Source organism: Sulfuricella sp. T08, from assembly GCF_000971475.1.
Classification (GTDB): domain Bacteria; phylum Pseudomonadota; class Gammaproteobacteria; order Burkholderiales; family Sulfuricellaceae; genus Sulfuricella.
Genome location: NZ_DF967544.1, coordinates 41,075 through 67,295 on the forward strand (window position 1 = coordinate 41,075; position 26,221 = coordinate 67,295).

Annotated in this window: 32 protein-coding genes; 17 read left to right on the forward strand and 15 right to left on the reverse strand. The window is 59.6% G+C overall.

What is annotated here, in order from left to right; genetic code table 11:
• Genes SCT_RS11245 through SCT_RS11260 form a run of 4 tightly spaced genes read left to right on the forward strand, consistent with a single transcriptional unit; the run spans position 1 to position 2,605 of the window.
• The gene (locus SCT_RS11245) at positions 1–267 is read left to right on the forward strand and encodes a YbeD family protein (RefSeq protein ID WP_059423035.1); all 267 of its coding nucleotides are present in this window, start codon (positions 1–3) and stop codon (positions 265–267) included.
• A 48-nt stretch (positions 268–315) separates the two neighbouring features.
• Entirely contained in the window at positions 316–930 is a 615-nt protein-coding gene (gene lipB / locus SCT_RS11250) for a lipoyl(octanoyl) transferase LipB (RefSeq protein WP_059423037.1), read from the forward strand.
• A gap of 28 nt (positions 931–958) precedes the next feature.
• The gene (lipA, locus tag SCT_RS11255) at positions 959–1,912 is read left to right on the forward strand and encodes a lipoyl synthase (protein WP_059423039.1); all 954 of its coding nucleotides are present in this window, start codon (positions 959–961) and stop codon (positions 1,910–1,912) included.
• A 33-nt stretch (positions 1,913–1,945) separates the two neighbouring features.
• The gene (locus SCT_RS11260) at positions 1,946–2,605 is read left to right on the forward strand and encodes a metalloregulator ArsR/SmtB family transcription factor (protein ID WP_059423041.1); all 660 of its coding nucleotides are present in this window, start codon (positions 1,946–1,948) and stop codon (positions 2,603–2,605) included.
• Between the two features lie 217 nt (positions 2,606–2,822).
• Here the strand turns inward: SCT_RS11260 and SCT_RS11265 are convergent, their stop codons facing one another.
• A complete protein-coding gene (locus SCT_RS11265) occupies positions 2,823–3,947 on the reverse strand; it encodes a nickel/cobalt efflux protein RcnA (RefSeq protein ID WP_059423043.1) in 1,125 nt (374 codons plus the stop codon).
• Between the two features lie 9 nt (positions 3,948–3,956).
• Positions 3,957–4,226, reverse strand: a complete 270-nt coding sequence (locus SCT_RS11270) for a metal-sensing transcriptional repressor (protein WP_059423045.1) — start codon at positions 4,224–4,226, stop codon at positions 3,957–3,959.
• 263 nt (positions 4,227–4,489) lie between these two features.
• On the opposite strand from SCT_RS11270, the gene SCT_RS11275 reads away from it, so the two are divergent.
• From SCT_RS11275 to SCT_RS11310, 8 genes are all read left to right on the forward strand, one after another.
• Positions 4,490–5,227, forward strand: coding sequence for an MBL fold metallo-hydrolase (locus SCT_RS11275; RefSeq protein WP_059423047.1), 738 nt, complete (start codon positions 4,490–4,492; stop codon positions 5,225–5,227).
• Between the two features lie 106 nt (positions 5,228–5,333).
• Complete coding sequence (locus SCT_RS11280; protein WP_059423049.1) at positions 5,334–6,641, forward strand: MFS transporter; 1,308 nt, start codon at positions 5,334–5,336, stop codon at positions 6,639–6,641.
• Positions 6,642–6,662: 21 nt separating this feature from the next.
• Positions 6,663–7,013: a DsrE/DsrF/TusD sulfur relay family protein gene (locus SCT_RS11285; protein ID WP_059423052.1), complete on the forward strand. Its 351-nt coding sequence runs from the start codon at positions 6,663–6,665 to the stop codon at positions 7,011–7,013.
• A gap of 63 nt (positions 7,014–7,076) precedes the next feature.
• Positions 7,077–7,856, forward strand: a complete 780-nt coding sequence (locus SCT_RS11290; RefSeq protein ID WP_059423054.1) for a sulfite exporter TauE/SafE family protein — start codon at positions 7,077–7,079, stop codon at positions 7,854–7,856.
• Between the two features lie 217 nt (positions 7,857–8,073).
• Entirely contained in the window at positions 8,074–9,561 is a 1,488-nt protein-coding gene (locus tag SCT_RS11295; protein ID WP_237759670.1) for a PLP-dependent aspartate aminotransferase family protein, read from the forward strand.
• Between the two features lie 41 nt (positions 9,562–9,602).
• Complete coding sequence (locus SCT_RS11300; RefSeq protein ID WP_059423056.1) at positions 9,603–10,394, forward strand: class II glutamine amidotransferase; 792 nt, start codon at positions 9,603–9,605, stop codon at positions 10,392–10,394.
• On the forward strand, positions 10,391–11,530 hold the full coding sequence (locus tag SCT_RS11305; RefSeq protein WP_059423058.1) for a cysteine desulfurase family protein: 1,140 nt from the start codon (positions 10,391–10,393) through the stop codon (positions 11,528–11,530). Before SCT_RS11300 ends, SCT_RS11305 begins: the two co-directional genes overlap by 4 nt.
• Positions 11,531–11,802: 272 nt before the next feature.
• Positions 11,803–12,399 carry a cyclopropane-fatty-acyl-phospholipid synthase family protein gene (locus SCT_RS11310; protein WP_059423061.1) on the forward strand — a complete coding sequence of 199 codons (597 nt, stop codon included), beginning with the start codon at positions 11,803–11,805 and terminating at the stop codon, positions 12,397–12,399.
• On the opposite strand, the gene SCT_RS11315 is transcribed toward SCT_RS11310, so the two are convergent.
• The 9 genes from SCT_RS11315 to SCT_RS11355 are packed head-to-tail and all read right to left on the reverse strand — an operon-like array spanning position 12,396 to position 18,004.
• Entirely contained in the window at positions 12,396–12,995 is a 600-nt protein-coding gene (locus SCT_RS11315; RefSeq protein ID WP_059423063.1) for a DUF2238 domain-containing protein, read from the reverse strand. The two genes, SCT_RS11310 and SCT_RS11315, sit on opposite strands and share 4 nt — an antisense overlap.
• A 13-nt stretch (positions 12,996–13,008) precedes the next feature.
• On the reverse strand, positions 13,009–13,254 hold the full coding sequence (locus tag SCT_RS11320; RefSeq protein WP_059423066.1) for a hypothetical protein: 246 nt from the start codon (positions 13,252–13,254) through the stop codon (positions 13,009–13,011).
• A 31-nt stretch (positions 13,255–13,285) separates the two neighbouring features.
• The gene (locus SCT_RS11325; RefSeq protein WP_237759671.1) at positions 13,286–13,588 is read right to left on the reverse strand and encodes a Dabb family protein; all 303 of its coding nucleotides are present in this window, start codon (positions 13,586–13,588) and stop codon (positions 13,286–13,288) included.
• Between the two features lie 59 nt (positions 13,589–13,647).
• The gene (locus tag SCT_RS11330) at positions 13,648–13,899 is read right to left on the reverse strand and encodes a TIGR02647 family protein (protein ID WP_009207051.1); all 252 of its coding nucleotides are present in this window, start codon (positions 13,897–13,899) and stop codon (positions 13,648–13,650) included.
• A gap of 29 nt (positions 13,900–13,928) precedes the next feature.
• Entirely contained in the window at positions 13,929–15,119 is a 1,191-nt protein-coding gene (locus tag SCT_RS11335; protein ID WP_059423070.1) for a class I SAM-dependent RNA methyltransferase, read from the reverse strand.
• Between the two features lie 3 nt (positions 15,120–15,122).
• Positions 15,123–15,905 carry an ABC transporter permease gene (locus SCT_RS11340; RefSeq protein WP_059423072.1) on the reverse strand — a complete coding sequence of 261 codons (783 nt, stop codon included), beginning with the start codon at positions 15,903–15,905 and terminating at the stop codon, positions 15,123–15,125.
• A 13-nt stretch (positions 15,906–15,918) separates the two neighbouring features.
• Complete coding sequence (gene mscL, locus SCT_RS11345; RefSeq protein ID WP_059423074.1) at positions 15,919–16,362, reverse strand: large conductance mechanosensitive channel protein MscL; 444 nt, start codon at positions 16,360–16,362, stop codon at positions 15,919–15,921.
• A gap of 30 nt (positions 16,363–16,392) precedes the next feature.
• Positions 16,393–17,343: an ATP-binding cassette domain-containing protein gene (locus SCT_RS11350; RefSeq protein WP_237759672.1), complete on the reverse strand. Its 951-nt coding sequence runs from the start codon at positions 17,341–17,343 to the stop codon at positions 16,393–16,395.
• A gap of 52 nt (positions 17,344–17,395) precedes the next feature.
• A complete protein-coding gene (locus SCT_RS11355; RefSeq protein WP_059423076.1) occupies positions 17,396–18,004 on the reverse strand; it encodes an alpha/beta hydrolase in 609 nt (202 codons plus the stop codon).
• 218 nt (positions 18,005–18,222) lie between these two features.
• Between SCT_RS11355 and dbpA the strand changes: the two genes are divergently transcribed.
• Positions 18,223–19,650: an ATP-dependent RNA helicase DbpA gene (dbpA, locus tag SCT_RS11360; protein WP_059423078.1), complete on the forward strand. Its 1,428-nt coding sequence runs from the start codon at positions 18,223–18,225 to the stop codon at positions 19,648–19,650.
• A gap of 36 nt (positions 19,651–19,686) precedes the next feature.
• Here the strand turns inward: dbpA and SCT_RS17325 are convergent, their stop codons facing one another.
• Positions 19,687–19,854 (reverse strand): hypothetical protein, encoded by a 168-nt coding sequence (locus tag SCT_RS17325; RefSeq protein WP_159107901.1) that lies wholly within the window; start codon positions 19,852–19,854, stop codon positions 19,687–19,689.
• 257 nt (positions 19,855–20,111) lie between these two features.
• Here SCT_RS17325 and SCT_RS11365 point away from each other — a divergent pair, with 257 nt between their 5' ends.
• The 4 genes from SCT_RS11365 (at position 20,112) to SCT_RS11380 (ending at position 24,288) form a co-directional block, all read left to right on the forward strand.
• The gene (locus SCT_RS11365) at positions 20,112–20,846 is read left to right on the forward strand and encodes a C39 family peptidase (RefSeq protein ID WP_059423080.1); all 735 of its coding nucleotides are present in this window, start codon (positions 20,112–20,114) and stop codon (positions 20,844–20,846) included.
• A 59-nt stretch (positions 20,847–20,905) separates the two neighbouring features.
• Entirely contained in the window at positions 20,906–22,315 is a 1,410-nt protein-coding gene (locus SCT_RS11370; protein WP_237759673.1) for a RimK family protein, read from the forward strand.
• Between the two features lie 83 nt (positions 22,316–22,398).
• Positions 22,399–23,547, forward strand: a complete 1,149-nt coding sequence (locus SCT_RS11375; RefSeq protein ID WP_237759679.1) for a glutamate-cysteine ligase family protein — start codon at positions 22,399–22,401, stop codon at positions 23,545–23,547.
• Positions 23,548–23,553: 6 nt separating this feature from the next.
• Positions 23,554–24,288: an N-formylglutamate amidohydrolase gene (locus SCT_RS11380; RefSeq protein ID WP_059423087.1), complete on the forward strand. Its 735-nt coding sequence runs from the start codon at positions 23,554–23,556 to the stop codon at positions 24,286–24,288.
• On the opposite strand, the gene SCT_RS11385 is transcribed toward SCT_RS11380, so the two are convergent.
• From SCT_RS11385 to SCT_RS11395, 3 genes are all read right to left on the reverse strand, one after another.
• A complete protein-coding gene (locus tag SCT_RS11385; RefSeq protein ID WP_059423089.1) occupies positions 24,254–24,562 on the reverse strand; it encodes a ferredoxin in 309 nt (102 codons plus the stop codon). The two genes, SCT_RS11380 and SCT_RS11385, sit on opposite strands and share 35 nt — an antisense overlap.
• A gap of 74 nt (positions 24,563–24,636) precedes the next feature.
• Positions 24,637–24,981, reverse strand: coding sequence for a nucleotide pyrophosphohydrolase (locus SCT_RS11390; protein ID WP_059423091.1), 345 nt, complete (start codon positions 24,979–24,981; stop codon positions 24,637–24,639).
• Positions 24,959–26,209: a VanZ family protein gene (locus tag SCT_RS11395; RefSeq protein ID WP_059423093.1), complete on the reverse strand. Its 1,251-nt coding sequence runs from the start codon at positions 26,207–26,209 to the stop codon at positions 24,959–24,961. The genes SCT_RS11390 and SCT_RS11395 overlap by 23 nt, the downstream gene beginning before the upstream one ends.
• Between the last annotated feature and the right edge of the window lie 12 nt (positions 26,210–26,221).

Sequence of the window (26,221 nt, forward strand, 5' to 3'; positions counted from 1 at the left end):
ATGGAAGAGCGCACCACTCTGCTCGAATTCCCCTGCGCCTTCCCGATCAAGATCATGGGCGAAGCGAGAGAGGGTTTCGCCGATGCCATGCTGGAAATCGTGCTGCGCCACGCGCCGGATTTCGTCGCCGCGAGTGTGGAAATGAAGGCGAGCAGTAGCGGCAAGTATGTTTCCCTAACCTGCACCATTACCGCTGTTTCGCAGTCCCAGCTCGACGAACTGTATCGCGAGATCAGCGGCCACCCGATGGTGTCGATGGCGCTTTAAGGCCGGGAGGAGTGAGGGGTGAGGGGTCAGGCGGAAAAAGCGAAGGGCATGGCGTTACTCCTCGGCAGAAATTTGGGTCTGGTCGAATACCTGCCGATCTGGAAAGCGATGCAGGATTTCACCGCCACGCGCGGACCGGATACGCCAGACGAGATGTGGCTGCTTGAGCATCCGCCGGTCTATACTTTGGGATTGGCGGGGAAGTCGGAGCACCTGCTGCGCGCCACTGATATCCCGGTTGTGAAGATCGACCGCGGCGGCCAGATCACCTACCATGGGCCAGGACAGATCGTCGTTTACCTGTTGCTGGATTTGAGGCGGCGCAACATCGGCGTCAAGGAACTGGTGCGGCGCATGGAGCAGGCGGTGATCGACCTGCTGGCAGGATATGGCATCAGGGCCGAGCGGCGCGACAAGGCGCCGGGAGTCTATGTCGGCAATGCCAAGATCGCCGCGCTTGGGTTGCGCATCAAGAATGGCTGCTGTTACCACGGCCTGTGCCTGAACGTGGATATGGATCTGTCCCCGTACGCGGCGATCAACCCCTGCGGCTACGAAGGGCTGGCGGTGACCCAGACCCGTAATGTCGGGATTCAGGACGGTATTGAGATCCTTGGCGAGAAGCTGGTGGAACATTTGCGCAAGAATTTATCGTCTCAGTAATCACTGTGGCGAGTTTATAGGAATAAAAATGGCTGAAAACAGACAAACAGGCGCAGCGAAAACCGCGCGCATCCCGATCAAGATCATCCCTTCCGAGCCGTTGCGCAAGCCGAGCTGGATCCGCGCCCAAGCGCCAACCTCGGCCAAATACCAGGAGATCAAACAAATCCTGCGCAGCCGCAACCTGCACACGGTGTGCGAGGAAGCCTCCTGCCCCAACATCGGCGAATGCTTCAGCCACGGCACCGCCACCTTCATGATTCTGGGCGACTTGTGTACGCGCCGTTGCCCGTTCTGCGATGTCGCTCATGGCACACCGCTGCCGCCCGATGTTGATGAGCCGGCGCAGATCGGCAGCTCGGTCGCGGTGATGGGCCTGAATTACGTGGTGATCACCAGCGTCGACCGCGACGACCTGCGCGATGGCGGAGCTGGCCACTTTGCCGCCTGCATCCGCGCCACCCGCGAGCAGTCCCCACATACCCGCATCGAAACCCTGGTGCCGGATTTCCGTGGCCGGCTGGAAGTCGCGCTGGATGCGCTGGCGGCCGACTTGCCCGACGTCCTCAACCACAACCTGGAAACCGTGCCGCGCCTGTACAAGCAGGCCCGCCCCGGCGCCGACTATGCTCATTCATTGAAGCTGCTGCAGGAATTCAGGCAGCGCTACCCGCACATACCCACCAAGTCCGGCCTGATGGTGGGGATAGGCGAAACTGATGAAGAAATTCTGGAAGTGATGCGCGATCTGCGCGCTCACGGTGTGGAGATGCTGACCGTCGGCCAATATTTGCAGCCGACCCGACATCACTTGCCGGTGGTGCGCTTCGTCGAGCCGGCACAGTTCGACAGGTTCGCAGCAGCTGCCGCAGAGATGGGTTTCACCAATGCTGCCTGCGGGCCGATGGTGAGATCCAGCTATCATGCCGACCAGCAAGCGAAAGAGGTGGGTATGAAGATATCACTTAATCCTGAGATATAATCAAAGCTATATTTGAATTTATAAATCATCTCAATGGCCGCTGTTACTCCCAAAAAGAAACTCTTCGAGAACTTCGCCCTCGTCGCGAAAGCACTTGCCAGCGCCAATCGGCTTGAATTGCTGGAGGCCCTTGCACAAGGCGAGCGTGGCGTGGACGGGTTGGCGCAAGCCAGCGGCATGTCGGTCGCCAACACCTCCCATCACCTACAAATCCTTCGTGGAGGTGGACTGGTCCAGTCGCGCAAGGAGGGTACCCAGGTTATCTACAGTTTGACCGACGAAAAGGTGCTTTCACTGTTAACGGGTATCCGTAATGTGGCTGAACAACACTTGGCTGAAGTGGAGCGCATTGTCCGCGAAAACTTTGAGAGCCGGGACAATCTGACCCCCGTCCGTCGTGATGAGCTTCTGGGATTGGTGCGCTCCGGGGAGGCGATGGTGATTGATGTTCGTCCCACCGCTGAATACGATGCTGGTCATATCGAAGGGGCGGTCAATATCCCTCTTGAGTCCCTGCCAGAACGGTTAAGCAAATTGCCTCATGACCAGGAGATTGTTGCCTACTGCCGTGGCCCCTATTGCATGCTGGCCTTCGATGCAGTTGAACAGTTGCGCCAGCACGGCTATCGTGCCCGCCGACTGGAAGACGGTTTCCCTGAATGGAAGGTCGATCACCTTCCTGTCGACCGCTAATCCCCTCTTAAAAGTCCCTCCAAATAAGCATCGATCTCCAGGTCGTCGAGCCACCCTAAAAATTAGCTTGACGACTTTAGAGGACACTCAACGAATTTCGTCTGCGCACGGCATGGCCGCTGCCCATCCGGACAGATGATGGGGTCACGAAACTGAAAAAAATTGTACGCTAAGGAGTCTTATTCCAATGTACTCCTGCCGTTGGCACGATTGGCTGTTACATCAGCCCATGCAGGCCCTGGTAGCCAACATAGAAACCCACCAGCAAAATCAGGGCACCGGAGAAGTATGGCGCTTTACGGGCGAATTCGCCGAAGCCGCTCCAGCGTTTGGAAACGTGCTTTACGCTCAAGGCGGCTAGTACGCCCGATGCCACCATCGTCAATGCCAGGCCGATACTGAAGCTCAGAACCAGCGTTGCTCCCAGTGCTATCTTCTTCAATTGCAGACATAGGAGTAGCACGGTGATGGAGGCAGGACAAGGAATTAGCCCGCCAGTCAGTCCGAACATGACAATCTGCCCGGTCGTCACTTCTCGATTGGCGAAACGGTGGCGGATGTCGTTTGCGTGGGCCAGTTCGTGAGGGTCTTGGTAGCCAGGAGCTGACACATCCAGCCCTTCATAGTCCTTGATGGCGTGGTGATGGTGGTCGTGTTCGACAAACTCCACGTCATAGTCGTGGCTGTGGTTCTCATGGCCCAAACGCAGACGTGCGACGAACTCGTGCGGCTCTGGAATCTCTTGCTCTGACTCTACGAAGCCATCGCGTTGCACAAAGGTGAACGACTGGCGGCTGCCGTTCGACCGCTCCGTCTCGATTTTCACCTGATCGACTGTCCAGACGTGGCCGTGTTTGCTTTCGAGGAACAACCGGAAACGTGGCGGCACACCGTCCTCGAATACGTCTAGGCGCACCACGCCGTGACCGGTGTCGATATGTTTGGTTTCATCGTGGTGGTGATCGTGGTCATTATTGTGATCATGAAAGCAGGCGCTCTGCTGACGCCACGTCCGCCAGATTATCCAAATAGCCGTGCCGACGATCAGCACGGCGGATGCGACTTGCAAGTAAGGTTCGCTGGTTTCCGCACTCCACCGCTGGCCGAAGTACATCCCGCCTAGCGCGATGGCCCACACCACGGCGGTATGGGAAAGCGTCGCCGAAAGTCCCAACAGAACGGCTTGCGTCAGCGTGCCACGAATGGCAATGATGAAGGCGGCCATCATGGTCTTGGAGTGGCCGGGTTCGAGACCGTGCAGCGCACCTAGCAGGATCGCGCTTGGGATGAACAGCCAGGCGTTGGATGCGCCCTGCTGTAGCAGGGTAGAAAATTCAGTCATAAGGCAGCTTTATAGATATTTTGTGATTTCTTTGAACTCGCGGATGGTGTCGTCTGCGCTCTGCGTACCATCCCGCACTGCATGTTCAAGGCAATGGTCGATATGGTCATGTACCAAAGTTTTCTTGGCGTTGCCGACAGCACTTTCTACAGCCTGTAGCTGTTGGGCGATGTCCAAGCAACCGCGCCCCTCTTCCAGCATGACGATGATGCTTTTTAGGTGGCCTTCGGCTCGCTTGAGCCGCTTAACGATGTCGGGGTGTGAGGTGTGTGTTGTCATGTCGTATTATCCTATCCTAGGGGATAGGATAATACAGCAAGAAGAAAATGACCGCCATTCGTTGTGCGATCAGAGTTGTCTTAGCGTGCTTTATTTTCCGAATTCTGAGGTGACCACTTTTACAAAGCACCTCCAATAAGCATTGATCTCCAGGTCGTTGAGCTCTCCAGAAAATTAGCTTGACGACTTTAGGTTAAGGCTGAATAATATATTCAAACATTCATTTGATTATATTATTAACCATAATTCAAGGAGGAGACGAAATGTTTTTCAGACAACGTTTAGCCAAGGAAGCCACCCTGTCTTATCTACTCGGCTGCGGATCATGTGGTGTTTCGGTTGCCATAGACCCGGTTGCGGGTGACGAGGATTGGTTCATTGAAGAGGCCACCAGGCAGAACGTCAAGATTACTCATGTCTTTGACACCCACGTTCATGCCGATCACTACTCGGGCGGGCGAGTGCTGGCAGAGAAGCTGGGCGCCCAATACTGCCTGCATGAAGCCAACCAGGGACGGGTGCAGTTCCCCTTCCATGCGCTTTCCGATGGCGAGACCATCGAAGTGGGCAACGTCGCGGTGAAAGTGCTGCACACCCCTGGCCATACTCCTGACAGCATGTGCCTGACGGTCACCGACAAGCGCCGCAGTGCCGATCCCTGGTTCGTTCTCACGGGCGACACCCTGTTTGTGGGCAGCATCGGGCGTCCCGATCTGGCGGGCAAGGGCAAGGAATGGGCGGAGCAGCTATTTGATAGCCTGCACGCGAAGCTGATGTCCCTTCCTGACGAAGTGGAGATTTTTCCCGGCCATACCTCAGGCAGCGCTTGCGGTGTGGGTATTTCCGGCAAGCCATCCTCCACGGTCGGTTTTGAAAAGCGCTTCAATCCTGGCCTGAAGATGACCAACAGGGACGAGTTCGTCAATTACATCCTGTCCGACATCCCTCCCCGCCCGGCGGAAATGGAACGCATCGTGGCTGTCAATCTGGGGGCGGCATGAACAGGAAGCCGGGGCCCCGCATAGCGGGGATGCGACCGCCCGTGAATGCCGCCAGCCACCGACGCGGCAGTGAAAAAATTGGCACAGAGATCAATGAGGTGACCGCATGAGCCATACTTTGCGCAATGAATACCAGGAGTACCGCCATGGTATTCGCGAGAACTTTGCGCAATTTTCCCACCAGTTGTTACAGGTATTTCTGGTCGGGATGACCATCGGCATGATGCGCACCGTAGTGCCTGCCTTGGGCGAGACCGAATTCGGCGTGCCCAAGGGTTCTTTCATGCTGCTGACCACCTTCGTGGTGGCTTTTGGCTTCGTCAAGGGAACGCTTAATTTCGTGGCCGGCCGCCTGTCTGAGCGCATCGGGCGGCAGAAGGTACTGCTGTTGGGCTGGGCAGCGGCATTGCCCATCCCGTTCATGATTCTTTACGCGCCCAGTTGGAACTGGATAGTCGCCGCAACCGTGCTGCTGGGTGTTAACCAGGGCCTGACCTGGTCCATGACACAGACCGCCAAGCTGGACATCACCCGGCCCGATCAAAGAGGCTTTGTGATTGGACTGAATGAATTCTCCGGTTACGTGGGTCTGGCGGTCGCAGGCATCATTACCGGTTACATGGCGACTGCCTACGGGCCACGCCACGGGCTGCTGATATTTGGCGTCGCGGTGATTGTTCTGGCCGCGCTGCTCACCATCCTGTGGGTAAAAGACACCTTATCCTGGGCCAAGGCAGAAGGTGCCAAACACGCCGCAGGGCAGTCCACCGGACCAAAACCGCGTTATCCCACCAACATCTCCGACAAACCCACCACTTGGGAGGTGTTCTCCCTCATGTCGTGGCGTGACAAGCGCATGGCGTCAATCAGCCAGGCAGGACTGGTGGAGAAATTCGTGGATGCCCTGGTCTGGGTGTTTTACCCGGTTTTTCTGTATCGCCACGGATTGTCTTTAGCCAGCATTGGTTGGGTGATCGGCGTGTACGGCTTCGTCTGGGGCGGCTCCCAGTTCTTCACCGGCAAACTATCCGACCACATTGGCAGGCAGAAGCCGATCGTGTGGGGTATGTGGGTTTGTGGTGCGGGGGTGGCGTTGATGCTCCTGGGCCAAGGCGTCGCCTGGTGGTCTTTATCGGCAGGCGTTTCCGGTTTCGGCATGGCGCTGTTGTACCCCAATCTTTCCGCAGCTGTATCTGACATCGCTCATCCCAACTGGCGTGGCTCGGCCATCGGCATCTACCGCTTCTGGCGCGATCTTGGCTATGGCATTGGGGCCTTGGCGCTCGGGATCGTGGCGAGCTTTAGCGGTGCCATCGAGGAGGCCTTCTGGTTCGTCGCAGTCTCCATGCTCCTCTCCGGTCTGGTCGTACAGATTTGGGGGGAAGAAACACATCCGCGTCTTAATCCAGCCTAATTTACTGGCAAGGAGAAAATGATGAAAACTCTTTTCATACTCAATGACCCACCCTATGGCACCGAGCGCAGCTACAACGGTTTCCGTCTGGCGCGAGCCTTATCCAAGCACGATGGCAATGAAATTCGCCTGTTCTTGCTGGGCGACGCTGCACTATGCGCCAAGGCGGGGCAGAAAGTGCCGCAAGGCTATTACAACATCGAGTTTTTCGCCCAGAGCATTTTGAAGCGTGGCGGACAAATCGGAGTGTGCGGAGTATGCATGGAAGCACGCGGGTTAAAGGATGAGGAGATGATCCAGGGCGCCGAGCATTCCACGCTGGAGCATCTCGCAGAGTGGACGGAGTGGGCAGACAAGGTGCTGGTATTCTAGCCCCTTTTTTTTACGCCTTATTCAATTGATATTTGTCAGTCAATATTAGTAAGGAACAGCACCATGATTATTATTGCCATATTCGCCGGAGCCATCACCGGCATCGTGTTGGGTTTGTTCGGCAGCGGCGGTTCCATCATCGCCATGCCGGCGCTAATGTATCTGCTCAACGTGGAAGCCAAATCGGCCATCGCCATGAGCATGGGCATCGTGGCGGTTACTGCCACTGTTTCGGGCTGGGACAACTGGCGACGCGGGAATGTCGATCTCAAGGTGGCGGCGATGTTCGGCTTTTTTGGCGTGATCGGCACCTACGGCGGCGCCCGTCTCGGGGTTTACACGCCGGTGCAGGTGCAGCTCACTTTGTTCGCTTTGGTGATGTATGCCGCTGCCTGGAAGATGTTGCAAAGCAAAAAGCAGCCGGTAAGTCAGTTGGCCACAGCAGGCGGGCCACCCTTGTCGGAAGATGAGGTCATTTCAGCGCACATGGGGCATATCGCCGCGCACGGCGTCGGTGTCGGCGTGCTGACCGGACTGGTGGGCGTGGGCGGCGGATTCCTGATTGTACCGGCGCTGGTGCTGCTGTCCGGCATCCCGATGAAGCTCGCAATAGGCACCTCGCTCGTCATCGTCGCCGCCAAGTCCTACTCCGGTTTCGCCGGTTATGTTGGGGCGGTGCCGGTGGACTGGACGACCATGGCTTTGTTCACCACGGTGACGGTGGCCGGCAGCTTTGTTGGCACACGCATTGCACACCGATTCTCGCAGGCGACGCTGAAGCGCAGCTTCGGCATATTCCTGGTGTTCGTGGCGAGTTACATTCTGCTCAAGAGCGTGGTGTAAAAAGGGGGGCAATTAAAACTGGTAGCTGGCACAAGCGGTGTAGCCTGGATGAAGGCCAAAGGCCGTAATCCGGGGCATCCCGCCGAGTAGCGGGATGGGTCGGTGGAGGGATTGCATGCTCTATTGCGCCCTGCCGGGCACTCCCGGATTACGCTACGCTTCATTCAGGCTACGCACCGACTGAACCCTTTTTCAATTCCGACAATAAGGAAGAATCATGCCGCAACCGATCAAGGTCCATTCCCAACATCCGCCCGGTGGGCGCTGCACGCTTTACGCACTTTATGCCAAAGAGCTATCATCCAGCCTTGGCCTGGACCGGCGCGTCGTTCATACTGACCGCCGCGACGCGCATGGCGAGGGCTTTCCCGCGCTGCTGGTGAAGGGGGTGGCGCTGCAACCTTCTGATGGCGTGATCCTGTCACCGGAAGATATCTGCGCCGGGCTGGCGAGCGCCGGGCTGGATTTGAGTGCCGTACCGGACTTGGCCGCGCGGCTGGAAGCCATTCAGGAACGCTTTCTCGAGGGGGTTGAATGTAACGACAAAAACGAGGGTCTTTCCACCCGCTGCATCCATGCCGGGGAAATCAAGGATGCCCACGGCTCGCCGCATACGCCGATCTACACGACCACCACGTTCAAGTTCGATTCCACCGCCGACCTGCTCGACGTGGTGGAGGGGCGCAAGGCGGGCAGCCTGTATACCCGCTACGGCCTCAACCCAACCCTCTTCAGCCTGGAGGAAAAGCTGGCCGCTCTGGAGGGGGCGGAAGCCGCTTGGGTATTTTCTTCCGGCATGGCTGCGGAAGCCTCGTTATTCTTTGCTCATGGCCGCAAGGGCGTGGTCTGCATCGGCGACGCCTACGGCGGCACCATGGAGTTTCTTTCCAGCCAGCTGCCGGAACTCGGCATCCCCACTTATTTCCTCCTCGGCAGCGAGCTGGACGGGTTGAAGACCTATCTGGAAGCGGGCGCAGGCCTGGTGTTTTTCGAAACGCCCACCAATCCCACCCTGGAGGTGCTGGATATCCGGAAAATCAGCGCTATTGCCCACGAGTATGGCGCCCTGGTGGCGGTGGATAACACCTTCGCCTCACCGGTGAATCAGAGCCCGCTTGCTCTGGGCGCAGACTTCGTCGTTCACAGCGCCACCAAGTATCTCGGCGGCCATAGCGATATTACCGCCGGCGCCCTGATGGGATCAAAACACCTTTTAGCCTCGGTATGGGGCTGGCGCAAGAACCTGGGTCAGATGCCCGCGCCTGAAACCGCATCGCTTCTGGCTCGCAGCCTGCGCACCCTGGTCGTGCGGGTGGAGCGGCAGAACGCCACGGCGCAAGCTGTGGCCAAAGCCATGTCGCGCCATCCCAAGGTGGCGCGGGTGCTTTACCCCGGTCTGCCCGATTTCCCCGGCCATGTCGTGGCCAGGTCCCAGATGCAGGGCTTCGGGGGCATGCTGACGATAGCGGTCAAAGGCGCTTATGAGGATGCGGTGTGGGCGGTGGACAAGCTCAAGCTGTTCGCCATCGCGCCCAGCCTGGGTGGAGTGGAAAGCCTCGTCACCATGCCGGTGACCACCACCCACCATGGCTTGGCGACTGAAGAACGAGTGCGACGCGGCATTTCTGATACCATGATTCGGCTCTCCATCGGCCTGGAAGACGCTGCCGACCTGATCGCCGACCTGGAGCAGGCGCTCGGATGAGTTTCTGAAAAAACATCCATGCTTAACGGAGCTTACTGACGATGTGCGAGCTTTTCGGGATGTCTGCCAGCTGCCCCGTGACAGCCAAGGGAGCCCTCGGTGATTTCCGTCTGCGTGGCGGACTGGTGGCGGACAATCCCGACGGATGGGGACTCGCCTGGTGGGAGAGTGGTGTTTTTCGTCTTGCCAAGGAGCCTCTGCCGGCACACGAGAGCGTGCCGTTCGCGCGTTTGTGCGAAACCACGCTCTCGAACCTGATCGTCGCTCATGTGCGCAAAGCCCGGTTTCCGCCCGTCAACACCATGGACAATACGCATCCGTTCAAGCGGGTGTGTTGCGGAAAAGAATGGGTGTTTGCCCACAATGGGCTGGTACCCGATATCGTGGAGATGGAGCGCGCAAATAACGGTTCGGTCTGTCAACCTGCAGGAGAAACCGATTCGGAATATGCCTTTTGTCACCTCCTGAGCCATATCTCCCAGAACATCCTGGCCTCCCCTGCCGCGAATGCAAACTTCTCGTTCCCCATCGTGGCGATGATCAGTGAACTGATCGCATCGCACGGCAAGTTCAATTTTCTCATGTCGGACGGAGAGCATCTGATCGCATACGGCCATGACAGGCTCCACTATCTGGAACAGAGAGGATCGGATACCCAGGGCGGCACCTGTGCCGACAGCGCCATGATCGCTACCGAGCCTTTGCCTGGAGATGGAAATTGGATCGCTTTCGAGCCGGGGGAACTGCGTATTTACCGACTCGGCAGGATAGTGGGGCGAATCCTGACGCGGCCGTCCGGCCAGATAGTCGAACTGGAGCGGTTGCCCGTATGAACGATCCGGTCTATCTCGACTACAATGCCACCACCCCGGTAGCGCCGGAGGTGGCTGACGCCATCGAGCCTTACCTGCGCGAACACTTCGGCAATCCGTCTTCAAGCCACATTTACGGACAGAGGGCGAATGAAGCGGTGGAGCAGGCAAGAGTGGGGGTGGCGGCCCTGATCGGCGCCAGGCCGGAGGAAATCGCCTTCACCGGTTGCGCCACCGAGGCTAACAATCTGGCTATCCAGGGTACTGCGCGGGCGCTCGCCGGAACGAAAAGACATCTCATTACCAGCGCCATCGAGCATCCCTCGGTGATGCAGCCCTTCCTCAAGCTGCGCGAAGAGGGCTGGGAGGTGACGATCCTGCCGGTGGACAGAAACGGACGGGTCGCTCCAATTGCGGTGGAGCGGGCCATAAGGCCTGACACAGCCTTGGTTTCCATCATGCACGCCAACAATGAAGTGGGCACCATCCAGCCCATCGCGGAGATCGCGCAGATAACGCGGCCGAAAGGCATTTTGCTGCATACCGATGCCGCCCAGTCCGCTGGCAAGATACAGGTCATTGCACAAAAACTCGGTGTTGACCTGCTGACGCTGGCCGGGCACAAATTCTATGCCCCCAAAGGCGTGGGAGCGCTCTATGTCCGCATGGGTACGCCGCTGATCCCGTTGCAGGTGGGGGCCAACCATGAGCAAGGACTGCGGCCGGGAACCGAAAATGTGCCCTTCATCGTCGGCCTGGGCGCTGCGGCAAAACTTTCTCGCAAGCGGTTACCCAAGGTCCAAGCCCATTTAAAAAAGTTGCGCGACCAGCTGCATGCGCAACTGCACGCAGAAATTCCCCATCTTGCCCTGAATGGCCACGTTGAAGAGCGTCTGCCCAATACCCTGAATGTTTCATTTCCCGGCGTGAGCGGCCACGAGCTGCTGGAAGCTGTTGCGCAAGACTTGGCTGCCTCCACCGGCTCCGCCTGTCATTCCGGAGACCATGCCGTGAGCGGCGTGCTGGGGGCGATGAAAGTTAGCGCCACACGGGCTATTGGCGCGGTGCGCCTGTCAGTTGGAATCTACACTACGCCAGCCGATATCGACCGGGCGGCACGGGCATTGATTGCCGCCTGGAAGGTGCTGCGTGCCTGATGGGGCGCGCAGTTGGCATCGGAATCAGCCTTGGGCGGCCAGTTCTCCACTCCCCCTGCCGACGAACTCAGGCTACAATCTTAACCGCAACCTATAAAACAATTCCGGCCCTTTTTTTAAAAACCACGCCTGAATAGATTGGTGATTTTATGTTGGTTTCTTGTATAGACTGTTTGCGGATGAGGTGTGAGAAATGAAAAAACTTGAGTTACGTTTCATGAGTTTTTTCAGTGACAGGGGCCATGAAAAAACGTGGTTAGGAAAGATCCGGCATGGACGCTAACCATTCCATCTCGTTTTTCGATAATCAGTTTCAGAAGCAGGTCCGCGAGCAGAGCTTTGCCCTCAACCCGTTCGAAGAGGTGGCATTGCCGTATTTGACGGGCAGCGTGCTGGATTTGGGCTGTGGCTTGGGCAATCTGGTGGTTGAGGCTGCGCGTCGCGGCGCGTCGGTGGTGGCTGTTGATGCCAGCCCTACGGCCATTGCGCGTATTCAGCAGGTGGCGGCAGAGGAAAAGCTGGCGCTCCGGGGTGTGCAGGCCGATTTGAAGAATTACCAGATCGACGGGCAGTTCGATTCCATCGTGGCGATCGGGCTGCTGATGTTCTTTGACCGGGCGCGGGCGCTGGCCTTGCTCGAAGAAATTCAGCAGCACGTCAAACCCGGCGGCCGTGCCGTGATCAACGTCCTGATCGAGGGCACAACTTTTCTCGGCATGTTCCAGCTCGGGCATTATTATTTGTTTGGCCGTGATGAGCTTGAACAGTGCTTTGCGGGCTGGCACGTGCTGGCATTGAATTATCAGGCCTTCTCCGCACCGGAAAACACCGAGAAGGTGTTTGCCACGCTCATCGCCGAAAAAATCTAGTTTTCAGAAGTCTTCCTAATTTGCCGGTCATGCATCCTGCCCAGCAAAGCCTGCGCGGCGATGGCGCCGATCAGCGCATAAGCCATATCCGACTGGGTGTCCCAGACGTAGCCCTGGGTACCGAGGAAAGCTTCAGCGGCTTGGTCAGAGGCCAGCGCCACCCACCACTCGATCAGTTCGTAAAACGCACTGATCGCCAGGCAGATGCAGACGACAATGAAGAACAGCCATTTCCCCGATGCGACTACAGCATTGCGGAGAAGGATTTCCCGTGCCACGATGGCCGGGACGAAGCCCTGAGCGAGGTGGCCAAGCTTGTCGTAATTGTTGCGCTGCCAGCCGAAATAATCCTTGAGCGAGTCGAACAGGGGCACTTCGGCATAAGTGTAATGCCCGCCGACCATCAGGATCAGGCAGTGTATCAGGATCAGGAAATAGGCCAGGGGCGTGAAGGGGAAACGGCGGCGCGTGGCCGCCAGCAGCACGAAGGCGGTCAGTGCCGGCATGACTTCGAGCAGCCAGGTGAGGGTGTCCTTGGGGTGGATGCCCGACCAGATCAGGGTAGCTAAATAAACCAGGACCCAGAGTGCGGTCATGGCAGGAGTGTGCTTATTCGGTCGGGTCAACGCTGTCCCACGGCTCCAGTTTGTAGCGCGGCGGCTTGCTCATCAGGTAGAGCACGATGCCGCAGCTGAAGAAGAACAGGGTGGTGGCGAACATGCTTGCGGTGGCGACGTCGCCGCTGCCTCGCGTGACCATGAAGTAGACCAGGACCACAAGGCTCACGACCATGCTGACGAAGGAGAAGACGGCGAAGCCGAAAGCGATTTTTCTGCCGGTATTGCGGGGAGTCATTAGTGTTCCTTGAGTGGGTGAATAAGTCGGTTCAGGCTTCGTAATCGACGACGCGGCGCTCACCGCGAACCGACTTCACGAAGGGGGCGACCTCGTTGTGCGCAGGGTGCACCTGGTAGGACTGCAGTGCGGCATTGCTCTCGAATTCAGAGTACAGCACCACGTCGGAGGACTCGCTTTCCTGGCTGAAATCGATGCCGACTTCCAGCTTGAGCAGGCCGGGAATCCGGCCATTAAGGCTTTCCAGTTGCCGCTTCAGTTCCTGCGCGTTGGCGGCCTTGTCTCCAGCCCCTTCCCGCAACCGCCACATGACGATGTGTTTGATCATTGTCATTACCGCCCTTCGGCCCTCCGATTTGCCAGATCGAGTCGCTTATCCGTGGGGCAATCGGCTTATTTTGCGGCCAGGATGGTCAGCGTTGACTGCAGAGCTTCCGCCACTTCGCGCCCGAGCGCGGTGAGGTAGCCGCCGTCCGCCAGCGTCACCAGTTTCTTGTCGTGCAGCCGCTGCACTGCTGCGATTACTGCGGGCTCGGCGTCTTTGTGTACCTTGATGCCTTCCTGCATGGTGTCGAGGTCGTAGTGGGCGAGGAAGTTCAGCTCAGCAACGAGGTCGGGGGTCAGTTTGGGAGGTGGAGTTAACATGGAGTGCCTTTCTTCTGGAGTGGTTTTGACTATTGTGGCACGGAATTGGGGACTGCTCCATCCGATTTTTTCTCTTTCCGGTTGGAACCGGCCACCATGTCGTACACGAACAGGCGGCAATCCAGTGCGCCGTTGTAGAGCGGTATGCGCCGAGACACGGAAAGCCGGATCAGTTTGGCCAGGCGCATGTCCGCGCTGAGGAAGCAGGCACGCCAGCCGCCGAATTTCTGTTTGAGCAGGTCGCCGATCCTGGGATAAAGCTGTGCCATTTCTTCCTGTTCGCCGATGCGTATGGCGTAGGGCGGGTTGGTGACCAGTACTCCAGTCGGCGCGGGCGGCGTAACGTCGAGCAGGTTGATCTGCTTCAAGGTCACCACTTCTTCCAGCCCGGCGGTCGCCAGGTTGGCGCGCGCCGCCATCAGTACGGTGCTGGAAACGTCGCTGCCGTAGATCGGCAATGGCGTTTTCGGCAGTTCCGCTATGGTGGCTTCCTGGTAGATTTTGTCCCAGGTGGCGGCATCGAAATTTTTCATGTGCTCGAAAGCGAACCAGCGTTCCGATCCGGGCGCGATATTGAGCGCCATCTGGGCAGCTTCGATGAGGAAGGTGCCGCTGCCGCACATCGGGTCGAGCAGCGGCATCCCCGGCTGCCAGCCGGCGAGATGCAGAATTCCCGCTGCCAGGTTTTCGCGCAGCGGCGCTTCTCCCTGCTCCTTGCGGTAGCCGCGCTTGAACAGCGGTTCGCCCGATGTGTCCAGGTAAAGCGATACCCGGTCCGCAGTGAGAAAAGCATATATCCGCATGTCTGGCGCGGCGGTGTCGATACTCGGGCGTTCGCCGCCCGAGGTGCGGAACTTGTCGCAGATGGCGTCCTTGATTCTCAGGGTGACGAAATCCAGGCTGCGGAGGGGGCATTTGATCGCGCTGACCTTGACGCGAAAAGTTTGTTCGACGTTGAAATGGCTCGGCCAAGGCAGGGCCAGCGCGGCGCGGTAAATGTCTTCCTCGCTGCGGTAGGACTGTTCTGCCAGCCGCCACAGGACGCGGCTGGCGACCCGGCTCCACAGGTTGACGCGATAGCATAGCGCCAGGTCGCCGGCAAAGCCGACGCCGCCGTCGGTGGGTTCAATACTGGCTGCGCCTAGTTTTTCCAACTCAGCAGCCAGTGGGCCTTCCAGGCCGCGCGGGCAGGGGGCGAAAAATTCTTGGGTAGTGGTCATAAGTTATTTCAGTAGTCTGCGCCGGGTCAGTACCAGCGCAATATAAAAACCGACGCCGCCATAGGCGAGCAGCGCCACAACATGAGCGAGCACTTGCTGCGGTGCGCCGCCCTGCACCAGAGGGCGAGCCAGTGCGATGGCATGGGTCAGAGGGAGCCAGGCTGATATTGCTTGCAGCCACGTCGGCAACTGGTCGACCGGGTAGAACACGCCACATAACAGCACCATCGGCGTGATCACCAGGGTGAAGTAATACATGAAAAAATCATAGTTGGGCGAAAGCGCGTTCATGACCAGCCCCATGCCGGCAAAGCAGAAGCCAATCACGATGATCAGCGGGATCAGCCACAGGGTCTGGCCGAAATCCGCCAGGCCCAGCGCCCAGACGATGACCAGGATGGCGAGGCCGGAGAGCAGGCTCTTGCTGGTGGCCCAGAGCAGTTCGGCGAGCAGCACGTCGTCCAGGGTCAGCGGGGCGTTGAGGATGGCCTCCCAGGTTTTCTGCACATGCATCCGCGAGAACCCCGAGTAGAGCACCTCGAAGGTGGCGCTGTTCATGGTGCTGTAGCACACTGTGCCGGCGGCGAGGAAGGTCAGGTAAGGCACGCCACCCACTTCGGGCAGCAGGCCGCCCAGCCCGTAACCCAGACCCAGCATGTAAAACGCCGGGTCGGCCAGATTGCCGAGGATGGAGGGGATGGCGAGCTTGCGCCATACCAGGAAGTTGCGCCGCCATACCGGGATGAAGCGCAGGCTCAGGGTGGGCAGCGCCCAGTATCCGGTCATGGCAGCGGCTTCTTCATTTCAGTTCCGAGGTGCAGTGGCCGCAACGGGTGGAATTGAGCGGAATGGTGTTAAGGCAATAAGGGCACTCCTTGGTCGTCGGTGCGGCCGCCTCTGCCACGGGTTCCTTTTTGAGACGGTTGATCTGGCGCACCAGAATGAAAACGGCGGCTGCGACGATGGTGAAATCAATCAGGGTGTTGAGGAACAGGCCGTAATTGATCGTCGCGATCCCGGCGGCCTTGGCCTCCGCCAGGGTAGTCACCGATTTGTCGGAAAGATTGATGAACAGGTTGCTGAAGTCGAAACCGCCCAGCAGCTTGCCGATCGGCGGCATCAGGATATCATTGACGAAGGACGTGACGATCTTGCCGAATGCCGCGCCGATGATGATGCCGATAGCGAGGTCCACGACGTTGCCCTTGACCGCAAATTCCTTGAATTCCCGTAAAACGCTCATGACTTTTTCTCCTTATTCGCTGTTTAAGAGTTAATCACGCAAGTCGCGCCCGGTCAGCTTGAGAAAGACATCTTCCAGGCTGGCCGGGCGGTTCAGATAGCGCAGATCGGTCCGGTTGCACAATTGCTGTACCAGCGCCTCGCTGTTGCGGGTGTAGCAGAACACGGTTTCGCCTACCTTTTCAACCCGTTCGCAATAAGCGCTGCTGTGCGCCGCCGTCCAGTCGGCCACTCCTTCACCATAGACTTCCACCACCTGAGGTTCAATGTGGTTTCCGATCAATTCGTGCGGGCTGCCCGTGGCAATGATTTTGCCATGATCCATGATCGCGATCCGGTCGCACAGGCGCTCCGCCTCTTCCATGAAATGGGTGGTGAGGAGTATGGTCTTACCCTGGTTGAGCAGCCGCCGCAAGCCCTGCCACATCATGTGCCGCGCCTGGGGGTCGAGACCGGTGGTCGGCTCGTCCAGAAAGATCAGATCGGGGTCGTTGACCAGTGCCCGCGCCAGGGTAAGCCGCCGCTTCATGCCGCCGGAGAGGGCGTCGATGCGTGCGTCGGCGCGGTGCTCCAGGCCGGCGAATTCGAGCAGGGCCGGGATGCGCACGGCAGTCTCGGCATCCTTCAGGCCGAAATAGCGGCCATAGGCGAGCAGATTTTCGCGCACCGTGAAGTCGGGATCGAGGTTGTCCATTTGCGGCACTACTCCCACCCGCATCCTCGCCTCGCGCGCTTGGTCGGGAACTGGCAGGCCGAGCATGGAAATTGTGCCGCCATCCGGCGCGGTCAGCCCCAGCGCCAGGCGCAGAGTGGTGGTTTTGCCCGCCCCGTTCGGCCCGATCAGGCCGAAGCATTCGCCCTTGTTCACGGCGAGGTCGATCCCGGCCACCACTTCGAGCGGGCCATAGGACTTGCGCAGGTTCTGGATGTTCAGCAGCGGCATGAGCAGGGAGCGGTGCTTTCCGAAGGAAGGTGCGACCATCCGTGATTGTCGCTGGACGCCGACACGAGGAAGTGAAAATTCATGATATCAATTAAAGGAGGCGGAGGCATGCGTTGTTCACGATCCTGGCGAGCAGGTTGAGCTGCCCGTGGAAAAAATGCCCCGCGCCCGGCACCACGGTAAGCGGCAGATTCTGCGGCCGCGCCCAGTCGAGCACGTCGGCCAGTGGCACGACTTCGTCCCGTTCGCCATGGATCACCAGGGTATCAGCCGGTACAGCGCCGACTTCGAAGCGCTTCACCGCCGGTGCGACCAGCACCAGCCGTTGTACTTCAAGCCGTTCCAGCATCCGGGTCTGGACATAGCCACCAAAGGAAAATCCGGCCAGCATGATGGACAGATTGCCCAGTTCACGCCGGGCATGACCGGCCAGCGCCAGCATGTCCTCGGTTTCGCCGATGCCGTGATCGAACTCCCCCGCGCTTTGCCCGACGCCGCGGAAATTGAGGCGAAACGCAGCCAGCCCGAGGCGGCTGAAAGTCTTGGCTAGGGTGGTCACCACCTTGTTGTCCATGGTGCCTCCATGAAGCGGATGGGGATGGGCGATCAGCGCGATGCCGCGGCATTCATCGCTGGGCATGGCGACGGTCGCTTCGAGTTGGCCGGCAGGGCCGTCGATGAAAAAGTGCTGCGAGGTCACGGATGGAAGATGAGCAAGTTGCCGGAAGGAGGCCAATTATACGGGGTGGCGTATTGCTTAGGGAAGGACTGAACAAGTCCTGCGCCCCTTCCGTCTTGCAGCTACTGTATGCGCAGATCTCGATTGGATCGTCATTCCGGCAATAGCCGGAATCCATTATCCGGGGCGATTGTGATTTTTTTTCAAGCACACTGTGCCGCAGACGGGGATAATTGCGCATGACCAATCTTACCCCGTCCCCCTCCCCGTCCTCAGCAAGTGCTGCCAGTCACTCTTTCAACGACTTGCCGCTGCCGCCCGGCATACTTTCGACATTGCAGCAACTCGAATACCTGACGATGACACCCATACAGGCGGCCAGCCTGCCGATTGCGCTCGCCGGGCACGACCTGATCGCGCAAGCGAAGACCGGTAGCGGCAAGACCGCCGCCTTCGCGCTGGCCCTGCTCACCCGGCTGAACCCGCGCCGCTTTGCAGTGCAAGCCATGGTACTGTGCCCGACGCGTGAGCTGGCCGATCAGGTCACGCAGGAGATCCGCCGCCTGGCGCGATTCGCAGACAACATCAAGGTCGTTGCCCTGTGCGGCGGCACGCCCATGCGTCCGCAGATAAACAGTCTGGAGCACGGTGCGCACATCGTCGTCGGCACGCCAGGCCGCATCATCGATCACCTCGGGCGCGGCAGCCTGAATCTGGATGCGCTCAACACCCTGGTGCTCGACGAAGCCGATCGCATGCTGGACATGGGTTTTTACGACGACATCGCATACGTGGCGACAAGATGCCCGGCAGAGCGCCAGACCTTGCTGTTCTCCGCGACCTATCCCGATGGCATCGCACGACTGGCGCGCCAGTTCCTGCGCAAACCTCAGGAAGTGAAGCTGCTGGAACAGCATGATGACAGCAAGATACGTCAGCGCTTCTACGAGGTGAAACCCGAGGAGCGTTTGCAGGCCGTCGGCCTCTTGCTCAAGCACTACCGCCCGGTCAGCACGCTGGCCTTCTGCAACACCAGGCAGCAATGCCGCGACTTGCTGGAGGTGCTGCATGCGCAGGGCATACATGCGCTGGCCTTGCATGGTGATCTGGAACAACGCGAACGCGATCAGGTGCTGATCCAGTTCGCCAATCGCAGCTGCTCGGTGCTGGTGGCCACCGATCTGGCGGCGCGCGGCCTGGATATCGCGCAACTCGAAGCGGTCATCAATGTCGATGTCACGCCCGACCCGGAAATCCACATCCATCGCATCGGCCGCACCGGCCGCGCCGATCAGGACGGTTGGGCGCTGAGCCTGTGCAGCCCTGCCGATCAGCGCCGTGTCGCCGCCATCGCACAGATAATGGGCAGCGAACCGGAGTGGCATGAGCTTGGCGAACTGCAAAACGGAAATGACTCGCCGCTGGTGCCGCCGATGGTGACGCTGCAGATTCTCGGCGGGCGCAAGGAGAAGATCCGCCCCGGCGACGTGCTGGGCGCACTCACCGGCGAAGCGGGATTCACGCGCGAGCAAGTCGGCAAGATCACGGTGACCGATCTATCCACCTATGTTGCCGTCGCCCGCAACATCGCCAGTGTGGCCGTGCGCAAATTGTCGGCAGGCAAGGTAAAAGGAAAGACGGTGAAGGTGCGCGCGCTGGAGGATTGATCCACCCCCGGATTTACGCGGTACCGTAACGAGAATTCAGGCACAGGGTGATGCCGAACAGGCAGGCCTGATGGAGTGCTCGAATTCGATGCGCTTCCCTTTGATTTGATATAGCAGGCGGCTCTCCTGCGCATGAATTTCTGCCCGCAATTCGTTTTCGAGTTCGGCTATCTGGTTGCTGATGCGGCGAATTTTTTCATTCATGAGTTCATCATTTTCCCCGAGTGTTGGAGTCGCCAAATACGGTAGCTAAAGGATCAATGCCGCAAGTTGGAACTTTAGCCGAAACATTAGACCTTGGCTGATTAAATTCCGACCGCCAGCCTGTATGGCCGCTTCTGGCAATCAGAGATTCGGCATCTGGCCGAAGCGGATCGTTGCCGGCAGCCGGTTTCAAGCCCAGGCAGCAGCATAACCTATACTGAAAACAGTTAATTATTCTTTGGGCGAGGCCTGCTTTCATGCATCCGATCACGCTACGCTTGCCGGTCAAGATGCTGCCGCAGCCGGACGAGACTACCTGCGGCCCCACTTGCCTGCATGCCGTATACCGCTACTGGGGCGAGGACGCGCAGCTTGCGGAGGTGATCGCCCGCACCCGCAAGATGGAGCTCGGCGGTACCTTCGCAATATTTCTGGCTTGCGATGCGCTGCGCCAGGGCTATCAGGCCACCATTTACACCTACAACCTGACGGTGTTCGACCCCACTTGGTTCGTGCCGGGGGTGGCCATCGCCGAGCGCCTGCAGCGGCAGCGGGAGGTAAAGCAGGATGCCAGGCTGCAGCATGTCACCGAGGGCTACCTGGAGTTTCTCAGCCTGGGCGGGCGGTTGCGCCTGACCGACCTTTCCCGCCCCCTGATACGCGGCCTGCTGCGCCGCAATCTGCCCATCATCACGGGCTTGAGCTCGACCTATCTGTATCGCGCTGCCAGGGAATACGGGCCGGACGACGAGCCGGACGACGTGCGCGGCCTGCCAGCCGGGCACTTCGTCGTGATTGCGGGCTATGACCGGGCAAAGCGCACCGTATTGGTGGTCGATCCCTATGCGCGCCATCCCTACGGCCCGTCGCACGAGTACTGGATTAACATCGACCGTGTGCTCGGCGCCGTGCTGCTGGGCATCGTGACCCACGATGCGAACCTGCTGGTGATTCATCCGCCCAGTTCGCGACAGCGCGGGGGTGCACCGTGAGCATCCTGATCGTGGTCAACAACCCGCGCGACTGGCCGCTCGACGTTCCCGGCGTGACCGTGGTGCCGGCGCGGGCCTACCTGACTGATCCGGCCTATGGCGGCGACCGCTACGCCCGGGTGTTTAACCTGTGCAAATCCTACCGCTACCAGAGCCTCGGCTATTACGTCTCGCTGCTCGCCGAGGCGCGCGGCCACAAGCCGCTGCCGCGCGCCAACACCATCGAGGACCTGCAATCCCGGAACATGGTGCGGCTGCTCACCGAAGGTCTGGACGAACTGATACAGAAATCGCTGGCGCCGATCAAGTCGGACGCCTTCGAACTCAGCATCTATTTCGGCCGCAACGTGGCGAGCCGCCACGACACGCTGAGCCGGCAACTGTTCAACCTGCTGCAGGCCCCTCTGCTGCGCGCCGAGTTCGAGCGTAGAGGCCGTCATTGGCGCATCCGCTGCGTGCGACCGATTGCCGCCAGCGACATCCCGCCCCAGCACCAGGAATTCGCGATCCAGGCCACTACGGAATACTTCATGGGCCGCAGGCGGCGGCCGCGCAAGCGTATTGCGCCGCGATACGACCTTGCCATCCTGCACGACCCAGACAATCCCGAGCCGGCGTCCAATGTCCGGGCGCTGCAGAAGTTCGAGAAGGCGGCGCAGGCCTTGGGCATGCACGTGGAGTTCATCACCAAGGCGGACTTTGGCAGACTGACCGAGTTCGACGCCCTGTTCATCCGCGACACCACCTTCGTCAATCACTACACCTACCGCTTCTCGCGGCGGGCTGCCGCCGAGGGGTTGGTGGTGATCGACGATCCGGACTCAATCCTGAAGTGCAACAACAAGGTCTATCTCGCCGAGATTCTGGCCCGGCACCGTATCCCGGCACCCAAAACCCTGCTGGTGCACCGCGACAACGTGGACCGGATCATCCCCACCCTTGCGCTGCCCTGCGTGCTCAAGCAGCCGGACAGCTCGTTCTCCCTCGGGGTGGTGAAGGTGGAGTCGGCGGAAGAGCTGCATGCAAAAGTGAACGCCCTGCTGGATAAATCGGAGCTGATCGTTGCCCAGGAGTACTTGCCCACCGAGTTCGACTGGCGTGTCGGCATCCTCGACCGGCGGCCGCTATTCGTGGCAAAGTACTTCATGGCTCCCGGTCACTGGCAGATCATCAAGCATGGCGACCGGAAGCAGGATTTTGTCGAGGGGGCAACGGTGGCGCTGTCCATCGGCGAAGCGCCGGATCGGGTGGTGAAGTTGGGGCTCAAGGCGGCCAACCTGATCGGCGACGGATTCTATGGCGTGGACATCAAGCAGATCGGCGGCCGTTGCTGTGTTATCGAAATCAACGACAATCCCAACGTGGATGCCGGCAACGAAGATGGCGTGCTCAAGGACGCGCTCTACCGCGAAGTGATGGGCGTGTTCCTGAAGCGCATCGAAGCGCGCAAGCGGGGCGCTTCACGATGAGCATCCCACCATTGCTTCATGCCTTCACCGGCTACGGTATCGAGCTCGAGTACATGATCGTGGATCGGGAGACGCTGTCGGTCATGCCTGTCGCCGACGAACTGCTGCGCCGGGCAGCCGGAGCCCGCGTGGCGGAAGTGAAGCGGGGGAGGTTCTGCTGGTCCAACGAGCTGGTGCTGCATCTCGTCGAACTCAAGAACGCGATCCCCGACCCTGCTCTCGAATCCCTTCCCGCCGCTTTTCAGGCCGAGGTTCGATACATCAACCGGCTGCTCGAACCCCTTGGCGCGCGGCTTATGCCTGTCGCCACGCATCCGTGGATGGATCCCCGCACCGAAACGCGGTTGTGGCCCCATGATAATGCGCTCATCTACCAGACCTACGACCGCATCTTCGGTTGCAAGGCGCACGGCTGGGCCAACCTGCAGAGCATGCATCTCAACCTGCCCTTTGCCGATGACGCCGAGTTCGCCCGCCTGCATGCCGCCATCCGGCTGGTACTACCGATCATCCCGGCCTTGGCAGCGAGTTCGCCCATCGCCGGAGGCAGGCCGACTGGCTTCATGGATTTTCGCATGGAGACCTACCGCACAAATCAGGCAAAAATCTGGTCGACCATTGCGCGGGTGATCCCGGATATGGTCACCAGCCGGGCAGAGTACCAGGCAACCATCCTGGCGCCCATGTACCGGGACATTGCGCCCTTCGACCCTGAGGGCATTCTGCAGCACGAATGGCTCAACGTCCGCGGCGCAATTCCGCGCTTCGACCGCAATGCCATCGAGATCCGCGTGATCGACCTGCAGGAATGCCCGCAGGCCGACCTCGCCATCGCCGCCGCCGTCACTGCCGTTGTTCGGGCGATCTACGATGACAAATGGTCGTCGTTCTCCATGCAGCAGGCAATCGGCACGGACGCCCTGGTGGAGATCCTGCACGCCTGCATCCGCGACGCCGAGCAGGCGGTGATCGGCGATGCCGGGTATTTACGATTATTGGGCTTCCCCGGGCGACAATGCCAGGCCGGCGAACTCTGGCGCCACCTCATCGCAGCGGCGTCGCCGGACGGTTCCGCGCACTGGATCGAGCCGCTACGCATGGTGCTGGAACGCGGACCGCTCGCCCGCCGTATCCTGCGGGCAGTGGGCTCGGATTGCTCGAAGACGCGCCTGGATGCGGTTTACCGGGAGCTGTGCGACTGCCTGGAAGCGGGGCGGATGTTCGTGTGCTGATATGCCATGGCTAAAAAAACAGACCACTTTTTGATTACCTGCGAGCATGGCGGCAACCGCATTCCGCACCGCTACCGCCATCTGTTTGCGGGTTTCGAGGCGTTGCTGCAAACTCACCGCGGCTACGACGCCGGTGCGCTTGCCTTGGCCAGAGAGCTGGCCAGGGCATTGGCCGCGTCCCTGTTCGTCTCCACCACCAGCCGTCTGCTTGTCGACCTCAACCGTTCCATCGGCCATCCGAGACTGTATTCCGAGGCCACGCGGGGTGCCCCCGCCACGGTTCGCAGCGAGATGCTGGAAGGGTATTACCGGCCTCACCGGAACAAGGTCGAGGCGGACATCGGCGCAGCGGTTGCACACGGCAGCCGGGTGATCCACGTCGCCTCCCACAGCTTCACTCCGGAACTCGACGGCGCGGTGCGCAATGCCGATATCGGCCTGCTCTACGACCCGGCGCGACCCGGAGAGCTTGATCTGTGCCGTCGCTGGCAGGCGCAACTCAAGGTGCTGGCGCCGCATCTTAAAGTACGCCGCAATTACCCCTACACTGGCAAGTCCGACGGCTTCACTGCCTACCTGCGCCGCCGTTTTCCGGCCGAGGCATACATCGGCATCGAGCTGGAAATCAACCAGAAGCACGTTTCTAACGGGAGCCGCAACTGGCGTGACGTGCGGGGCTGGGTGACAGAGGCTTTGCGCCAGGCGCTCAGATTTTCAGGCGCTCGACGATCTTGCCGTTGACCAGATGCTGGTCGACGATCTCGTCGATGTCTTCCTGGTCCACATAGGTGTACCAGACCGCTTCAGGATAGACCACCAGCACCGGGCCTTCGTCGCAGCGGTCGAGACAGCCGGCGCTGTTGATGCGGATCTTGCCCTCGCCGTTGAGGTCGAGCTTCTTGATCCGGCTCTTGGCGTAATCGCGCATTTCCTGCGCGCCATGCTGGCTGCAGCACTGCCCACCGTCCTCACGCACGTTGGTACAGAAGAAAACATGTTTTTCGTAGTAGCTCATAAGTTATCGTTCCTGTAAAAAAACAATCTTAACTGCTAAGTATGTAGGATGGGTTGAGCGCAGCAATACCCATCCTACGGTTTAAATTTGGCAGCGCTGCCGCGGGCAAGTTCAGCCGGGTATTTTTCGGCATTGATCACCATCTTGTCATGCGCTGCGGCAACCGGGTCGATGCCCAACTGATCGGCGATGCGCGTCAGGTAGATCAGCACGTCGCCGATTTCCTGGCGCACTTCCTCCAGCTTGGAAGCGTCGAGCGTTTGGCTTTGCTCGGCGGTGAGCCACTGGAAGTGCTCCACCAGTTCCGCCGCTTCCACGATCATCGCCATTGCCAGATTTTTCGGCGAGTGAAACTGCTCCCAGTCGCGTTCCCGGGCGAAGTTGCGAAGCTTGTTTTTAAGCTCGGCCAGGCTGTCCATGCGATTCTCCTCGTGGGGTGTGGATGCGCCACCACCAAGGCAGCGACCAGCCGGCCAGTGCCAGCAAAATGTCCGTGATGTCGGCGTGTTGTCCCGGGATGGTCTGCTGCTGCCACTCCAGCACGAACATCAGGGCCAGCACCAGCAAGCCGCCGCTAAAAGCCATCCTCCTGCGCCGATTGGGTCGGGTGGCGAAAGCGCCAAGGCATCCCAGGGCAAGGAACGGCCAGAACAGCGAAAGGATCTCGCTGAAACCGGAGAGGTTGTGCATCTGGCCATGAAAGGGAATCCAGTTGAACGGCTGGAGGGGCTTGAAGATCACGCTGGTCGCCGGTTCCAGTTCGACGAGAGCGAATCCGGCCAGCAAGGCCAGGCCGCCTGCGGAAAACCTGAATGGCTTGGGGGCAGGGCGCAGAACAATCGCCAGGACCATTCCCATGGCGGCGCCAAGCGCCGTTTCCAGCGCAAGATAGCGGCCCATCACCAGAATTTTCACCAGCAGTATGGCGCTGACAAAGCCGATGAATGGCAGTGCCGAGTTCTTTTCGGGGCGGGCGAGTATCGTGCCAAACAAACCCAAGCCGGTAATGGTGCAGGCATAGGCAGCCATCTGCGGCCAGTTGAAGAGCGAGGGAAAGCCGGGAGTCCACAGCGGCAGCAGCCCTTTGCGCAGGTTGTCGGTATCCAGCGAAAGCAGCAACGGGGTGAGCTGTGAAAGCGCCCATAAGCAGATGGCGACCAAACCCAGGTCCATGGCGCGTCCGGGCAGGAACCATTCGCGGCGCAGCGCGGCCAGCCTGCGCAGCGGCCCCGGCGGATTGACGGTCAACCGTGCAAGAAGCGCTCCACCCAGCCCGCCCAGCCCGTTGAGCAGCAGGTCGAGGCGGGATGCAACCCTGTCCGGCAGCAGGGTCTGAAGGCTTTCCATGGTAAGGCTTAGCAGCAGGCACAGCGCGGTGGCGGCGATCACTGCAGCGCCCGGACGCAGCCGGTAACGCAACGCACGTGCGACAAGCAGGCCCATCGGCAGGTAGATCAGGATGTTGATGATAATGTCAGAGCGGATGATGTAGCGCGGCCAGGGTGCCGTCAGGAAGGCCAGCATGTCCTCGGCCGGGACCGGGAGCCAGTCGCTAAAAGGGTACAGGCTGCCGTAAACGATCAGCAAGGCATAGGCTGCTGCCAGAATGGGACTGGCGCTGGGGGCTTTGTATTTCTGTGCTAGCATAGTCGCCGACCT

What these genes read in the sequence shown, in the direction of transcription:
- SCT_RS11245 (WP_059423035.1), top strand. Translation starts at nt 1, where the DNA reads ATGGAAGAGCGCACCACTCTGCTCGAATTCCCCTGCGCCTTCCCGATC.
- lipB (WP_059423037.1), top strand. Translation starts at nt 316, where the DNA reads ATGGCGTTACTCCTCGGCAGAAATTTGGGTCTGGTCGAATACCTGCCG.
- lipA (WP_059423039.1), top strand. Translation starts at nt 959, where the DNA reads ATGGCTGAAAACAGACAAACAGGCGCAGCGAAAACCGCGCGCATCCCG.
- SCT_RS11260 (WP_059423041.1), top strand. Translation starts at nt 1,946, where the DNA reads ATGGCCGCTGTTACTCCCAAAAAGAAACTCTTCGAGAACTTCGCCCTC.
- SCT_RS11265 (WP_059423043.1), bottom strand. Translation starts at nt 3,947, where the DNA reads ATGACTGAATTTTCTACCCTGCTACAGCAGGGCGCATCCAACGCCTGG.
- SCT_RS11270 (WP_059423045.1), bottom strand. Translation starts at nt 4,226, where the DNA reads ATGACAACACACACCTCACACCCCGACATCGTTAAGCGGCTCAAGCGA.
- SCT_RS11275 (WP_059423047.1), top strand. Translation starts at nt 4,490, where the DNA reads ATGTTTTTCAGACAACGTTTAGCCAAGGAAGCCACCCTGTCTTATCTA.
- SCT_RS11280 (WP_059423049.1), top strand. Translation starts at nt 5,334, where the DNA reads ATGAGCCATACTTTGCGCAATGAATACCAGGAGTACCGCCATGGTATT.
- SCT_RS11285 (WP_059423052.1), top strand. Translation starts at nt 6,663, where the DNA reads ATGAAAACTCTTTTCATACTCAATGACCCACCCTATGGCACCGAGCGC.
- SCT_RS11290 (WP_059423054.1), top strand. Translation starts at nt 7,077, where the DNA reads ATGATTATTATTGCCATATTCGCCGGAGCCATCACCGGCATCGTGTTG.
- SCT_RS11295 (WP_237759670.1), top strand. Translation starts at nt 8,074, where the DNA reads ATGCCGCAACCGATCAAGGTCCATTCCCAACATCCGCCCGGTGGGCGC.
- SCT_RS11300 (WP_059423056.1), top strand. Translation starts at nt 9,603, where the DNA reads ATGTGCGAGCTTTTCGGGATGTCTGCCAGCTGCCCCGTGACAGCCAAG.
- SCT_RS11305 (WP_059423058.1), top strand. Translation starts at nt 10,391, where the DNA reads ATGAACGATCCGGTCTATCTCGACTACAATGCCACCACCCCGGTAGCG.
- SCT_RS11310 (WP_059423061.1), top strand. Translation starts at nt 11,803, where the DNA reads ATGGACGCTAACCATTCCATCTCGTTTTTCGATAATCAGTTTCAGAAG.
- SCT_RS11315 (WP_059423063.1), bottom strand. Translation starts at nt 12,995, where the DNA reads ATGACCGCACTCTGGGTCCTGGTTTATTTAGCTACCCTGATCTGGTCG.
- SCT_RS11320 (WP_059423066.1), bottom strand. Translation starts at nt 13,254, where the DNA reads ATGACTCCCCGCAATACCGGCAGAAAAATCGCTTTCGGCTTCGCCGTC.
- SCT_RS11325 (WP_237759671.1), bottom strand. Translation starts at nt 13,588, where the DNA reads ATGACAATGATCAAACACATCGTCATGTGGCGGTTGCGGGAAGGGGCT.
- SCT_RS11330 (WP_009207051.1), bottom strand. Translation starts at nt 13,899, where the DNA reads ATGTTAACTCCACCTCCCAAACTGACCCCCGACCTCGTTGCTGAGCTG.
- SCT_RS11335 (WP_059423070.1), bottom strand. Translation starts at nt 15,119, where the DNA reads ATGACCACTACCCAAGAATTTTTCGCCCCCTGCCCGCGCGGCCTGGAA.
- SCT_RS11340 (WP_059423072.1), bottom strand. Translation starts at nt 15,905, where the DNA reads ATGACCGGATACTGGGCGCTGCCCACCCTGAGCCTGCGCTTCATCCCG.
- mscL (WP_059423074.1), bottom strand. Translation starts at nt 16,362, where the DNA reads ATGAGCGTTTTACGGGAATTCAAGGAATTTGCGGTCAAGGGCAACGTC.
- SCT_RS11350 (WP_237759672.1), bottom strand. Translation starts at nt 17,343, where the DNA reads ATGGTCGCACCTTCCTTCGGAAAGCACCGCTCCCTGCTCATGCCGCTG.
- dbpA (WP_059423078.1), top strand. Translation starts at nt 18,223, where the DNA reads ATGACCAATCTTACCCCGTCCCCCTCCCCGTCCTCAGCAAGTGCTGCC.
- SCT_RS17325 (WP_159107901.1), bottom strand. Translation starts at nt 19,854, where the DNA reads ATGAATGAAAAAATTCGCCGCATCAGCAACCAGATAGCCGAACTCGAA.
- SCT_RS11365 (WP_059423080.1), top strand. Translation starts at nt 20,112, where the DNA reads ATGCATCCGATCACGCTACGCTTGCCGGTCAAGATGCTGCCGCAGCCG.
- SCT_RS11375 (WP_237759679.1), top strand. Translation starts at nt 22,399, where the DNA reads ATGCCTGTCGCCGACGAACTGCTGCGCCGGGCAGCCGGAGCCCGCGTG.
- SCT_RS11380 (WP_059423087.1), top strand. Translation starts at nt 23,554, where the DNA reads ATGGCTAAAAAAACAGACCACTTTTTGATTACCTGCGAGCATGGCGGC.
- SCT_RS11385 (WP_059423089.1), bottom strand. Translation starts at nt 24,562, where the DNA reads ATGAGCTACTACGAAAAACATGTTTTCTTCTGTACCAACGTGCGTGAG.
- SCT_RS11390 (WP_059423091.1), bottom strand. Translation starts at nt 24,981, where the DNA reads ATGGACAGCCTGGCCGAGCTTAAAAACAAGCTTCGCAACTTCGCCCGG.
- SCT_RS11395 (WP_059423093.1), bottom strand. Translation starts at nt 26,209, where the DNA reads ATGCTAGCACAGAAATACAAAGCCCCCAGCGCCAGTCCCATTCTGGCA.